At 66.9% G+C, this 13,344-nt stretch carries 11 protein-coding genes and 1 pseudogene; 7 read left to right on the top strand and 5 right to left on the bottom strand.

The features are described from left to right. The first annotated feature begins 97 nt into the window (after positions 1-97). Positions 98-1,615: an MFS transporter gene (locus AC5P78_RS05345; protein ID WP_235643295.1), complete on the top strand. Its 1,518-nt coding sequence runs from the start codon at positions 98-100 to the stop codon at positions 1,613-1,615. 279 nt (positions 1,616-1,894) lie between these two features. Here the strand turns inward: AC5P78_RS05345 and AC5P78_RS05340 are convergent, their stop codons facing one another. Then, the gene (locus tag AC5P78_RS05340) at positions 1,895-2,299 is read right to left on the bottom strand and encodes a GFA family protein (RefSeq protein WP_005408360.1); all 405 of its coding nucleotides are present in this window, start codon (positions 2,297-2,299) and stop codon (positions 1,895-1,897) included. A 171-nt stretch (positions 2,300-2,470) separates the two neighbouring features. Here AC5P78_RS05340 and AC5P78_RS05335 point away from each other — a divergent pair, with 171 nt between their 5' ends. Together AC5P78_RS05335 and AC5P78_RS05330 are read left to right on the top strand one after the other, a co-directional pair. Further along, positions 2,471-3,445, top strand: a complete 975-nt coding sequence (locus AC5P78_RS05335) for an Lnb N-terminal periplasmic domain-containing protein (protein WP_005408361.1) — start codon at positions 2,471-2,473, stop codon at positions 3,443-3,445. Further along, on the top strand, positions 3,445-5,466 hold the full coding sequence (locus tag AC5P78_RS05330) for an esterase/lipase family protein (protein WP_111188985.1): 2,022 nt from the start codon (positions 3,445-3,447) through the stop codon (positions 5,464-5,466). The genes AC5P78_RS05335 and AC5P78_RS05330 overlap by 1 nt, the downstream gene beginning before the upstream one ends. An 88-nt stretch (positions 5,467-5,554) precedes the next feature. Here the strand turns inward: AC5P78_RS05330 and AC5P78_RS05325 are convergent, their stop codons facing one another. After that, positions 5,555-6,976, bottom strand: coding sequence for an MFS transporter (locus AC5P78_RS05325; protein ID WP_235643294.1), 1,422 nt, complete (start codon positions 6,974-6,976; stop codon positions 5,555-5,557). A 29-nt stretch (positions 6,977-7,005) separates the two neighbouring features. On the opposite strand from AC5P78_RS05325, the gene soxR reads away from it, so the two are divergent. Next, positions 7,006-7,440, top strand: a complete 435-nt coding sequence (gene soxR / locus AC5P78_RS05320; RefSeq protein WP_235643293.1) for a redox-sensitive transcriptional activator SoxR — start codon at positions 7,006-7,008, stop codon at positions 7,438-7,440. A 72-nt stretch (positions 7,441-7,512) separates the two neighbouring features. On the opposite strand, the pseudogene AC5P78_RS05315 reads toward soxR, so the two are convergent. After that, a pseudogene (locus AC5P78_RS05315) lies at positions 7,513-8,145 on the bottom strand (short chain dehydrogenase); the annotation flags it as partial. A 71-nt stretch (positions 8,146-8,216) separates the two neighbouring features. Here AC5P78_RS05315 and AC5P78_RS05310 point away from each other — a divergent pair. Further along, a complete protein-coding gene (locus tag AC5P78_RS05310) occupies positions 8,217-9,092 on the top strand; it encodes a LysR family transcriptional regulator (RefSeq protein WP_060381038.1) in 876 nt (291 codons plus the stop codon). A 176-nt stretch (positions 9,093-9,268) separates the two neighbouring features. Here the strand turns inward: AC5P78_RS05310 and proC are convergent, their stop codons facing one another. Both proC and AC5P78_RS05300 read right to left on the bottom strand, forming a co-directional pair. After that, a complete protein-coding gene (gene proC, locus AC5P78_RS05305; protein ID WP_060381039.1) occupies positions 9,269-10,090 on the bottom strand; it encodes a pyrroline-5-carboxylate reductase in 822 nt (273 codons plus the stop codon). Positions 10,091-10,108: 18 nt separating this feature from the next. Next, entirely contained in the window at positions 10,109-10,786 is a 678-nt protein-coding gene (locus AC5P78_RS05300) for a YggS family pyridoxal phosphate-dependent enzyme (RefSeq protein ID WP_049397192.1), read from the bottom strand. Positions 10,787-10,873: 87 nt separating this feature from the next. Here AC5P78_RS05300 and AC5P78_RS05295 point away from each other — a divergent pair, with 87 nt between their 5' ends. Together AC5P78_RS05295 and AC5P78_RS05290 are read left to right on the top strand one after the other, a co-directional pair. Continuing rightward, positions 10,874-11,911 (top strand): type IV pilus twitching motility protein PilT, encoded by a 1,038-nt coding sequence (locus AC5P78_RS05295; protein WP_004147099.1) that lies wholly within the window; start codon positions 10,874-10,876, stop codon positions 11,909-11,911. A gap of 100 nt (positions 11,912-12,011) precedes the next feature. Then, positions 12,012-13,154, top strand: a complete 1,143-nt coding sequence (locus AC5P78_RS05290) for a PilT/PilU family type 4a pilus ATPase (RefSeq protein ID WP_005408369.1) — start codon at positions 12,012-12,014, stop codon at positions 13,152-13,154. Positions 13,155-13,344: the final 190 nt, after the last annotated feature.

Here is a 13,344-nt window from a genome sequence, read left to right as displayed (position 1 = left end):
ATTACGGAACAGTGGGACGCAATCAACGTCCATCGAGCCTGTTTTTCAGGGATAGCGGCCTGTCCATCATCAATGCCCCCGATGGATGGAGGCCCGCATGGCCCCGGTTTCGATGCTCCCTGTACCTGTCCAGACGCAGCAGCGCTGGACCCTGCTTGCCGTCTGCCTGGCCGCACTGGCGTTGCCGTTGTCCTTCTCGGGCGGTGCCGTCGCGGTGCCCGCGCTGGCCCGTTCCGTGGCGTCGTCGCCGAGCGTGCTGGCCTGGGTGACCAATGCCTTCATGCTCACCTTCGGCAGCCTGCTGCTCGCTGCCGGTGGCCTGGCCGACCGCTATGGCCGGCGGCGGTTGTTCCTGCTGGGCACGGCAGGCTTCACCGTCGCCACGATCGTCGTCTGCCTCGCGCCCACGCTGCTGTGGCTGGATCTGGCGCGCGGGCTGCAGGGCGTTGCCGCCGCAGCGGCGTTGGCGTCCGGCACGGCTGCGCTCGCGCATGCCTGGCAGGGGCCGATGCGTGGCCGTGTGTTCGCCCTGCTGGGCGCCACATTCGGTGCGGGGTTGGCGCTGGGGCCGCTGCTTGCGGGTCTGCTGCTGCAGGCATTGGGATGGCGCAGTGTGTTCGCCGTCGGCGGCGTGCTGACATTCGCCGCCTTCGTACGGGGCGCGCGTGTGTTGCCCGAAAGCCACGGTGAACGCGGGCGGCTGGATGTCGGCGGCATGCTGGGCTTCAGCCTGATGCTGGCAGCGTTGACCCTGGCCCTGCTGTGGCTGGGCGAGTTCGGCCTGCATACCGTGCGCGTGCAACTGGCGCTGTTGGCGACGCTGCTGCTGGGCGCAGCGTTCATCTGCATCGAACGACTGCACCGCTCACCCCTGCTGGACCTCTCGTTGTTCTCGCAACCGGCGTTCCTCGGTGTCCAGCTGCTGCCGGTGGCGACCTGCTTCGGCTACGTGGTGCTGCTGGTGGTATTGCCTCTGCAGCTGCTGGGAGTGCACGGACAGAGCGCGACCCTGGTGGGGCTGCAGATGCTGGCCCTGTCCGCGCCGATGCTGGTGCTGCCGATGCTGGCTGCGCGCTGGGCGGAGCGCGTTGGAAGTGCGCGGCTGTGCACGCTGGGACTGCTGGTCTGTGCCTCTGGCCTGTACCTGTTGTCGCGCCATGCATCGCAGCCGTCGCCTTCGCAGTGGGTGCCGTGGCTGATGCTGGTCGGTGCAGGGACGGCCTTGCCATGGGGGCTGATGGATGGGCTGTCGGTCAGCGTGGTGCCGGTACAGCGTGCGGGCATGGCCGCCGGCATCTTCGGGACCGTGCGTGTAGCCGGTGAGGGCATCGCATTGGCCGCAGTCACTGCCTTGCTTGCGCTGCTGATCGGCCATCAGCTGCAGGGGGCGTCGCCGGCATCGCTGGCGCGTGCCGGTGCCTATCTGGCCACCGGGGCGCGGGAACAGGCGCAGGCACTGCTACCGGCGATGAGTCGCATGCAGCTGCAGCACGCCAGTAGTGAGGCGCTGGCAACACTGCTGCGTGTACTGGCGCTGCTGACCGCCGCATGTGCTGCGTTGTTGCACCTGTTGCTGCGGAAACGTAAAGACGCGCTGGTCGGGCGTACTGCGTAGCGGGCTCATCGCCCGCCTTCGCCGTCATCCCGTTGTCGTGTCCCGCTCACGCTGCCTATGCCCACCCGGGCCTAGGCTTGGTCGTCCCCGTCCCCCACGGAGACCTGCCATGTGGCTGCTCGATCATCTCTGGCCTGGCCGTCGACCGCTTCCTGCCCCGGCCGCGGATGCGCCACCGGCAACGCCGCGCCGGCCCTGGCTGAAACGCCCGGCGCGGGCGGGGCGCAGCGGCATGGCGCCCTGGCAGAAGGTGGCCACCCCGCCGCGGCGCACGCGCCACTAGCCGGTGCGGTCTGATGGGTGGTTGACCCCATCGCTGACCGGGATCACCCCCAACGCGAACGGGTCGATGCCTTCCAGGCAGGCCACGTTGTAGCCGTACTGGTCGGGGTTGGAGCGGCGCCGGTGATGGGTGTAGATGCCGCACACGCCACAGAAGTAGTGCTCGGCCACATGGGTGTTGAACTGGTACATCCGCAGATGGTTCTGCCCGCGCAGCACCTGCAGGCCCTGGCGGGGGACGCTGGCGGCGATGGCACCCCGGCGCCGGCACATCGAGCAGTCGCAGCGGCGGGGATCGACGATGCCGTCCGGCAGGTCCAGCAGCAGCTCGACGGTGCCGCAGTGGCAGGTTGCGCGGTGCTGGGGTTGGACCGGAACGCCGGCCACGGAAGTGATGCCCATCATTGCTCCTGTGTGATCCGTCTGGCCGCGGGGGCCGCCGCAGACGGTGCGCCGATGTGCCTGAACGGGCCGTAGATGCCACGGTGAACCCGCTTGTGGCTAACTATGCGGCTTCAGGACCGCGACAGGATGCCAGTGAAAGCCGCAGGACGATGGATGACAGGAAGTGCCATGGCGCTGCTGGCGCTGTGGGTGACCGGGCTGCTGGCCTATCAGTTGCCGGGGCCGGGCTGGCTGGCTACCGGCGTCGCCGGGCTGTGGCTGCTGGTAGCGCTGTGGGTGTCGTGGCGGGTCGCGCGGGGCCGTGCCTCGCGCCGCCTGGGCCTGGCGTTCGGTGCATCGCTGGCGCTGGCCGGCCTGTGGTGGCTGCTGCTGACCCCGCGCCAGGACCGCGTGTGGGCCGATGACGTGGCCCAGCGCCTGCACGTGGTGTCTTTCGATGGCCGCCACGTCGTGCTGGACAACGTGCGTGATTTCACCTGGCGCAGCGAAACCGACTACGACGCCCGCTGGGTGCGCCGCGAGTACGACCTGGACCAGTTGCGCTCGGCCGATCTGGTGCTGTCGTACTGGATGGGCCCGGCCATCGCCCACACCCTGATCTCGTTTGGTTTCGAGGACGGTCGCCACGTGGTGTTCTCGCTGGAGATCCGCAAGGAGCGCGGTGAATCGTTCTCGGCGCTGGGTGGCTTCTTCCGCAAGTTCGAGATGACCCTGGTAGCTTCGGAGGAGACCGACATCATCCGCACCCGCACCAACGCGCGCGGCGAGGACGTCTATCTCTACCGCCTGCATGGCATGGACCGTGCGCAGCTGAAGGAGCTGTTCGCAGCGTACATCGCGCAGGCCCGCGAACTGGACGCCAAGCCCGGCTTCTACAACACGCTGACCAGCAACTGCACCACCATCGTCTTCGACCTGGCCCGGCACATCGCACCGCGCCTGCCGCTGGATTACCGCCTGCTGCTGTCCGGTTACCTGGCCGAGTACGCGCAGGAGGTCGGCGCGCTCGCTCCAGGTGTGCCGTACGCCGAGCTGCATGACAAGGGCCGCATCACCCAGCGTGCGCTGGACCTGGGCAGCGGCGACCACTTCTCCACCGTAATCCGCCAGGGCGTGCCCGGCACCGAGCAGGACCCGCAGTAATGACCCGATTCCTCCCACGCCGCTGGCAGCGCCTGCTGCCGGTGTTGTTCGCTGCCTTCCTGCTGCTGGGTAGCAGCGGTTGCGCGATGGTTACCGTCAAGCAGGTCAAGTCCAGCGATTCGCTGGTCAACAAGCGTGCCGACGTGCTCAACACGGGCAAGCTCAGCCCGGCCGCGCGCGAGACGCTCAGCGCGGCAGGCCTGGACGAGTCGCAGTGCGAAAAGGACTTCCTGGTCTGCCGCAGCACGCTGCTGATGACCGACGACCTCAATGTCGAGCAGCGGTTGTCGGCGCTGTCCGAACTGTGGGTGAAGGCCGCGCTGGCGATGACGCCGAAGAAGACGGCTGCCGGCGATCCGCCGATGAGCGATGCGGCATTGGATGCCTGGCTGGAAGCGGCGCGCTATGCCTATGCCTACCTGTTCTACAGCGGCCGCTCACCGTCCGACCGTGCCTTCGAGGACCGCCAGACGCAGGTGCGCGACTATTACAACTACGCGGCCGAGAAGGCAGCAGTGGTGCTGTTCGTGCGCGCACGCGCCGCTGCGCTGGCCGGCGAGGATTACACGAAGCCGCTCACGGTCGGCAGCTGGTCGCTGGCCTCCAACTACCAGCAGCTGAACCTGAAGAGCATTCCCGCGCAGCTGGTGCCGGCCGGCACGGTCAGCTTCGTCGGCCTGCGCAGTACCTATCGCCGCGATGGCTTCGGTGCCGAGCTGGTGATGGTGATGGACCCGCCGAAGCTGGTTGCACCGGTGATCGCACCCGAGGGCCCCAAGGCCGAGGCGCCGCAGGAGAATGAGGACGACGCACGCCGTGGCCGCCGTCATCGCCATGACGATTCGGTGCCCGAGTTCAGCGAGATGTCCTCGATCAACGTCACCGCACTGCTGCGTTTCGAGGGCAGCAACCTGGACGATGTGATGCGCACGCGCCGGGTCGAGCTGGACGCTTACTCGCCCGAAGCCACTGAGCGCATCACCCTGCATGGCGAGCAGGTGCCGCTGGCCGGCAACTTCACCGCCGCCTATGGCCTGTGGCTGGCGCAGAGCGGTTTCGCCCGGCAATCGCTGCGCACCCTGTTCGGCATGAGCGAGGGCATCGGCGAACCGCACATCTACCTGATGCAGCCGTGGGATCCGAATCGTCGCATCATCTTCATGCTGCACGGCCTGGCCAGCAGCCCGGAAGCCTGGGTGAACCTGGCCAACGAGATCATGGGCGACCCCGAGCTGCGCCAGCAGTTCCAGGTGTGGCAGGTCTACTACCCGACCAATGCGCCGATCGCGTTGAACCGCTACGAGATCGCCAGTGCGTTCAACGACACGCTGAAGCACTTCGATCCCAACGGCAGCACGCGTGCATCGAAGGACATGGTCTACATCGGCCACAGCATGGGCGGCGTGCTGGCGCGCCTGCTGGTCAGTGACTCGGGCGACGTACTGTGGAATGATCTGCTGGCCAACTACGACCTGAAGGGCGAGCGCCTGAAGCGGGTGCAGAACAAGCTGGGGCCGCTGCTGCATTTCAAGGCGCAGCCGAACGTGGAGCGTGCGATCTTCATCGCTGCTCCACACCAGGGCACCGACATCGCAGGCAACAAGGTCGGGCGGCTGATCGGTCGCCTGGTACGCCTGCCGCTGACCATCCTCGGCAAGTTCGAGGATGTGTTCCTGGCACTGGCGCAGGCCGAACAGCAGGTCGATGGCACGGCCAAGCCGAAGATCCCGAACAGCATCGACAACCTCAAGGCCAGCGATCCGTTCGTGAAGGCCGCCGCACAGCTGCCGATCGAAGCGGGCCTGAAGTACCACTCGATCATCGCCCAGCGCAAACCGGAACTGCCGGTGGACAAATCCGATGACGGGCTGGTGCCGTACTGGAGCGCGCACCTGCCGGGTGCATTGTCCGAGAAGGTGATCATCTCCGGCCACAGCGTGCAGGAGACCCCGCAGGCGGTGCTGGAAGTGCGGCGCATCCTGCATCGGGACATCGATGATGTGGGGGCTGGTACGCGGTAATGCCGGTCCCTGGCCGTCATCATCTGGACATTCCAGCGTTCGTGAGGTTGCCGGCCAGCGGCCGGCACTACCGCGATGCGCGGCGGCGCTACACCCGTCGCGCGATCACCGTGGCCAACAGCGCAAGGCCGAAGGTGATGGCCAGGCACAGCAGGTAGCCGGTGTGCGGGGTGCTTTCCACGAACAACGCGAACAATGCACCGGAGACCGCCAGCGCGGTGGTCACCGACAGGGCCTCGCTCAGCTGCAGTGCCGAGGTGTTGGCACCTTGCTCCCGCGGCGCCGACAACGACAGCGTCAACACCGACAGGCTGGCGTAGATCATGCCCATGCCGAAGCCGGTCACGGCCCAGCCGAGCAGCGACACCGGCAGTGGCACCGCGTTGAACAGCACGGCCAGCGTGGCGGCGATGCCGACCGTCATCATCATCGTGCCGGCGCGCAGCAGCTGCTGGCGTGACCAGCCACGCTGCTGGTGGCCCTGCAGCCACGAGCCGGCGAACCAGCCCAGCGCACCGAGACTGAGTACGGCACCGGCCCAGCTGGGCGAAAGGCCACGTTCGCGCTGCAGCAGCAGTGGCAGGTAGGCCTCGCAGGCGAAGAAGGCAGCTGCCGCGATGCCACGCAGCGCGATTACGCTGGGCAGGCCACGGCGCAGGATCAGTGTTCCGGGCGGAAGCAGTCGATGTACGCAGAACAGCAGCGCCAGCACCGCCACGCCGATGCAGAGCAGGGCAGGCAGGCCCGGTTGCTGACCGCCGAAGTACAGCAGCAACGCGGCCAGCGAGGCGCCGCTGGCCCAGCGCACCACCTTGCCGCGTCCATCGTCGGCGGTGCTGGGGGGACTGGGCTGCATGCGTGCCAGCGCGGGGCGCAGCAGCAGGCCTGCCGGAACCGCCAGCAATGGCACCGCCAGAAACACCCAGCGCCAGCCCAGGTGCTGCACGATCAGGCCGCTCAACGCCGGGCCGACCATCGAAGGCACCACCCACCCGGCCGAGAAGGCGGCGAACACCTTCGGCCGCAGGTGCTCCGGGTAGCTGCGGCCGACCATCACGTACAGCGAGACCGAGATCGCACCCGCACCCAGGCCCTGCAGCAGGCGTCCCGCCACCAGCATGCCCATGCGCATCGCGAAGCCGGCCAGCAACAGGCCCAGCACGAAGCAGGCCAATCCGTACCAGAGCGGCCGTGCCGGACCATGGTGATCGGTCCAGCGCCCGGCCAGGGTCATGCCGATCACGCTGGTGGCCAGGGTACCGCCGAAGGCCAGTGCGTACAGGCGCAGGCCATCCAGCGCCTCGGCCACGGTGGGCATCGCGGCCGCAACGGCCAATGCCTCGAAGGCATGCAGCGCGACCAGCGCGACCATGCCGAGGGTGGTCGCGCGATAGCGTGCGGACAGGATCGAGGTGTCAGCCGGCAGATGGGCGGCGGCGGGAGAGAGGGTCGGGGTCATACGGGTCAGGTGCGGGCCGCGCTTGTCAACCGGCGGCGAAGATAGCAGCATGACACCTCAACTGCAGTTGAGGTCAAGCAATGGTGTCCCAGGAACTGAGCGTTGGCGAAGTCTCCCAGCGCAGTGGCGTGGCGGTTTCCGCGCTGCACTTCTACGAGCGCAAGGGGCTGATCAGCAGCCTGCGGACTTCGGGTAACCAGCGCCGCTACAGCCGCGACGTGCTGCGCCGGCTGGCGGTGATCCGCGTCGCGCAACGCGTGGGCATGCCGTTGGAAGCGGTCGGCCGTGCCTTCGAAAGCCTGCCCGAGGGCCGCGCACCGACCAAGGCCGACTGGGCCAGGCTGTCCGCGCGCTGGCGCACCGAGCTGGAGGAGCGCATCCATATGCTGCAACTGCTGCGCGATGAGCTCACCGGCTGCATCGGCTGCGGCTGCCTGTCGCTGCAGCATTGCCGCCTGGCCAACCCCGGCGATGTGCTTGGCGAACGCGGCGACGGCCCGATGCGCTGGGAATGACCCGCGAAAAGGGGACGGAGGGGATTATGTCGTTTGTGCATTGACGACTTGATCCCCTCCGTCCCTTTTTTCTTACCAGACCGTGATCGTCTCGCCGCTCTGGATGCCTTCCACTGCACGCTTGAAGGCCAGCGCCGCGCGCTGCGCGCTCACCGCTTCAAAGCCCGGGAAGTAGGGTCCGTAGGCCGCCATCGATTCGATCAGCACGTTCGGGCTGACCACGTTGATGCGCAGGCCACGCGGCAGCAGTTCCAACGCGGCGGCACGCACGAAGCCTTCCAGCGCGGCATTCACCGAGGTGGCGTTGACGCCATCGCGGATCGGCTGTGCACTGACGATGCCGCTGGTCAGGGTGATCGAGCCGCCGGCGTTGAGATGGTGCTGCGCCGCCAGTGCCAGCCGCACCTGGCCCAGCAGCTTGTCCTGCAGGCCGAGGTTGAACTGCGCCGGCGTCATGTCCTGCAGCGGACCGAAGTGCAGCTTGCCGGCGGTGGAAATCACCGCATCAACCGGGCCGGTACGCGAGAACAGTTCGGCGACGCTGGCGTCGTCGGTCAGGTCCACGCGCAGTTCGCCACTGTTGCGGCCGGCGGCGAGAATCTGATGATGCTGTTGGCCGAGCTGGCGGGCGACTGCCTGGCCGAGGGTGCCGCTGGCACCAACGAGGAGGATCTTCATGGCCGTTCCTTGCGTGAGGGAGTGAACGCAGTCTGCGCCGTCACAGCGGGGTTAGGTAAGCGGCGTATGCTTTGCAGATTCCTAACTCCGGATTAGCAATGGATACCCTTCGCTGCATGCAGGCTTTCGTCGCGGTAGCCGAGTGCGGCAGCTTTGCAGGGGCCGCTGAACAGCTGCAGGTCTCGGCGGTGATGGTCGGCAAGTACATCCAGCAGCTGGAGGCGCACCTGGGCACCGGGTTGCTGCAACGGAACACCCGCCGCCAGCGCCTGACCGAAGCCGGCAGCGCCTACCTGGCCGGGTGCCGGCAGGTGCTGGAGCAGGTGCAGCAGGCCGAGGCCGACGTGGCTGGACTGCAGGTGCAACCGCGCGGGCTGCTGCGGGTCAGCGCACCCACCACCTGGGGCAGCTGCGTGCTGGCGCCACAGCTCGCCGGCCTGCTGCGCGCGCAGCCGCAGCTGAACGTCGAACTGGATCTGAGCAACCGCCGTGTGGATCTGATCGAGGACGGCTTCGACGTGGCGATCCGGGTCGGGCCGCTGCCGTCGCAGGAGGTGGTGGCGCGGCCGCTGCCACCGTATGCGATGAGCCTGTGCGCGGCGCCGTCCTACCTGCGCCGGCGCGGCACGCCGCGTACGCCCGCCGATCTGGAAGGGCATGACTGCCTGAGCCATCTGGCCTGGCGCGGTGGCCACGGCTGGCAGCTGGCCAACGGTGAACAGGTGGACTGGGAAGCGCGCCTGACCTGCAATGATGGTGTTGCACTGCGCGAAGCCGCCGTGGCCGGAGCCGGGCTGGTGCTGCAGCCGACCGCACTGCTGGCCGGGGAGATTGCAGCCGGGCGGTTGAAGCCGCTGCTGCGCGACTACCTGCCCGAACCGCGGCCGATGCACCTGATCTACCTGCCCGACCGCAGACCGCGCCCGCGGTTGCAGTGCTTCGTCGATTTCGTCATGACGACGTTGGGGCAATGAGCATCCACGCCATGCGTGGATGATGGTGGGTGCCGACCGTTGGTCGGCACACATCGGGGGCAATCATTCACCGCAGACAGCAGAGCACCGTGCATTCCAGCGGCGACAGGTATCAATAGATCCACGCCATGCGTGGATGATGGTAGGTGCCGACCATTGGTCGGCACACATCGGGGTCAATCATTCACCGCAGACAGTTCCTGCCCACGCACCTGCGCAGCGCGCAGTGCCGTATCCACCAGAGCCTCGAAGCCACCGGCCTGGAAGCTCTCGATCGCGGCCTGGGTGGTGCCGTTGGGCGAGGTCACGCGGCGGCGCAGTTCCGCCGGGCTTTCACCAGCCTCATCCAGCATGCGCGAGGCACCCAGCAGGGTCTGCACCACCAGCGTGCGCGCGGCGTCGGCCGGCAGGCCCTGGGCAATACCCGCCGCTTCCATCGCTTCGGCCAGCAGGAACACATAGGCCGGGCCGCTGCCGGAAACGGCAGTCACTGAATCCATCAGCCCCTCGCTGTCGATCCACACCGTGCGCCCGGCACTGGCCAGCACCTGCTCGGCCCGCGCGTGCTGCTGCATGTCCACCGACGGTGTGGCGAACAGGCCGGTCACACCTGCGCCGAGCAGGGCAGGGGTGTTCGGCATCGCGCGCACCACTGCCAGGTCGCCCCCCAGCCAACGCTGCAGCTGCGCACTGGTGATGCCGGCGGCAATCGACACCACCAGCGGTCGGCTCGCCTGTGCCAGCGCCTGCAGAGACTGGCAGACTTCGCGCAGCACCTGCGGCTTCACCGCCAGCAGCCAGGTGCCACCCTGCGCGGCGGCATCGCTCGCGTTGTCATGCACCTGCACGCCGAAGTCGGCGGCCAGCGCCTGGCGCAGTTCGGCCACCGGTTCGGCGACGTGGATGTGCGCGGCCGGCACGCCCTGGCGGATCAGGCCGGCGATCAGGCTGCGCGCCATGTTGCCGCCGCCGATGAAGGTGATGGAATCAGCTGCCATGGAAATCTCCTTGAAAAATCAGGCCGGGCGCGGGCGCGCGCCGAACAGGGCGGTGCCGATGCGCACCAGGGTGGCGCCCTCGGCGATGGCTTCGGCGTAGTCGCTGCTCATGCCCATCGACAGCGTGTCGATCTGCGCGTGCTGGGCAGCCAGCGACTGGAAAAGTGTGCGCATGCGCACGAATGCATCCCGACGGCGCTCGGCTTCGGGCCATGGCGCGGGAATCGCCATCAGTCCGCGCAGGCGCAGGGTGGGTTCGGCGGCAATCGCTGCGGCCAGTGCATCCACTTCTTCCGGTGCACAGCCATGCTTGCTGGATTCGTCGTCGATGTTGACCTGGATCAGCACGTTCAGCGGGCCTCGCGCGGCCGGGCGATGGCGTGCCAGCGCGGTCACCAGCTTGGGGCGGTCCACGCTCTGCACCCAGTCGAAATGGCTGGCCACGGCCTCGGCCTTGTTCGACTGCAGGTGGCCGATCAGGTGCCATTCCAGCGCCAGGTGCTGCAGCGCCTGCATCTTGGCCAGTGCTTCCTGCACGTAGTTCTCGCCGAAGGCGTGCTGGCCCTGCGCGGCCAGCGCGGCCACGGCCTCGGCCGGCTGGGTCTTGGACACCGCCAGCAGGCGTGGGTCGGGCCTGCCAGCGGCCTCGGCGGCGGCATGCAGGTTGCTCAGGATCTGGGGCAGGGAAGTGGCCACGTAACGCGTTCCGTTGAATCAGGAGGCTATACTGCCGCCCGGGGAAAGATCCTTCCAGTCGAAGCCGTTATTGGGGAGTAGCCGCTCATGGATATCGCCGAACTGCTGGCGTTTTCCGTAAAGAACAAAGCGTCCGACCTGCACCTGTCCGCAGGCCTGCCGCCGATGATCCGCGTCGACGGCGACGTTCGCCGGATCAACATCCCAGCCCTGGACCACAAGCAGGTCCATGCGCTGGTGTACGACATCATGTCCGACAAGCAGCGCCGCGATTACGAGGAATTCCTCGAAGTGGACTTCTCCTTCGAGATTCCATCGCTGGCGCGCTTCCGAGTGAACGCGTTCAACCAGAACCGCGGTGCCGGTGCGGTGTTCCGTACCATTCCGTCCGAGGTGCTCACCCTCGAGGACCTGGCCTGCCCGCCGCTGTTCCGCGAAGTGATCCAGCAGCCGCAGGGCCTGATCCTGGTGACCGGCCCGACCGGTTCGGGCAAGTCGACCACGCTGGCGGCGATGATCGACTACATCAACAAGAACGAATACGGCCACATCCTCACCGTCGAGGATCCGATCGAATTCGTGCATACCTCGCAGAAGTGCCTGATCAACCAGCGCGAAGTGCACCGCGACACGCATGGCTTCAATGAAGCACTGCGCTCGGCGCTGCGTGAGGACCCGGACATCATCCTGGTGGGCGAACTTCGTGACCTGGAAACCATCCGCCTGGCACTGACCGCGGCGGAAACCGGCCACCTGGTGTTCGGCACCCTGCACACCAGCTCGGCGGCCAAGACCATCGACCGCATCATCGACGTGTTCCCGGCCGGCGAAAAGCCGATGGTGCGCTCGATGCTGTCCGAGTCGTTGCGCGCGGTCATTTCGCAGGCGCTGCTGAAGAAGGTTGGCGGCGGTCGTACCGCAGCGTGGGAAATCATGGTCGGCACCCCGGCCATCCGCAACCTGATCCGCGAGGACAAGGTGGCGCAGATGTACTCGGCCATCCAGACTGGCCAGCAGTACGGCATGATGACCCTGGACCAGCACCTGCAGGACCTGGTCAAGCGCAGCCTGATCACCCGAAACCAGGCCCGTGAGTACGCCAAGGACAAGCGCCTGTTCGAGTAAGGCGGGGCAGTAACGGGGCAGCGTGCGCCAGTGCGCTGCTGTTCCCGTGTTGTTTCCTCCACCGACCGTTACCTGGTAAACCGCTTTCCGGGAGCCTGCCGTGAACACCACCGCGACCACCATCGATTTCACTTCGTTCCTCAAGCTGATGGCGCACCAGCGCGCCTCGGACCTGTTCATCACGGCCGGCATGCCGCCGGCGATGAAGGTCAACGGCAAGATCTCGCCGATCACGCAGACCCCGCTCACGCCGCAGCAGAGCCGCGACCTGGTCCTCAACGTGATGACTCCGGCGCAGCGCGAGGAATTCGAGAAGACCCATGAATGCAACTTCGCCATCGGCCTGTCCGGTGTCGGCCGCTTCCGCGTCAGCTGCTTCTACCAGCGCAACCAGGTCGGCATGGTGCTGCGTCGCATCGAGACGCGCATTCCGACGGTGGAAGAACTGAGCCTGCCGCCGATCATCAAGACGCTGGCGATGACCAAGCGCGGCATCATCCTGTTCGTCGGCGCCACCGGCACCGGTAAATCGACGTCGCTGGCAGCGATGATCGGTTACCGCAACCAGAACTCGACCGGCCACATCATCACCATCGAAGATCCGATCGAATTCGTGCACAAGCACGAGGGCTGCATCATCACCCAGCGCGAAGTCGGCATCGATACCGACAGCTGGGAAGCCGCGCTGAAGAACACCCTGCGCCAGGCGCCGGACGTGATCATGATTGGTGAGGTGCGTACCCGCGAAGGCATGGACCACGCCATCGCGTTCGCCGAAACCGGCCACCTGGTGCTGTGCACCCTGCATGCCAACAACGCCAACCAGGCGATGGACCGCATCGTCAATTTCTTCCCGGAAGACCGCCGCAACCAGCTGCTGATGGACCTGTCGCTGAATCTCAAGGGCGTGGTCGCGCAGCAGCTGGTGCCGTCGCCCGATGGCCGCTCGCGCAAGGTGGCGATGGAGATCCTGCTGGGCACGCCGCTGGTGCAGGACTACATCCGCGACGGCGAGATCCACAAGCTGAAGGAAGTGATGAAGGACTCGGTCCAGCTGGGCATGAAGACCTTCGACCAGAGCCTGTTCGAGCTGTACCAGGCCGGCGAGATCAGCTACGAGGACGCGCTGCGTTACGCCGATTCGCAGAACGAAGTGCGCCTGCGCATCAAGCTCAGCCAGGGCGGCGACGCACGCACGCTGTCACAGGGCCTGGATGGCGTGGAGATCTCCGAGATCCGGTGACCTGCAGATCTGTAGAGTCGACTGTCAGTCGACGCTCGCGCGCAGCGTGGGATTTTCCCGGCCGGTGAAAGAGCAGTCGACTAACAGTCGACTCTACCGGGCGCGTTGGCGATTGATGAATTCCAGTCATGACCAACTGCAACGCTGCCCATTCAATCGGCAGCCCCTGCAGGCGTATCGTCAGCGTTCC

The organism is Stenotrophomonas sp. YJH_SMC_133 (assembly GCF_059370655.1).
This window is presented reverse-complemented; position numbering and strand designations above follow the sequence as displayed.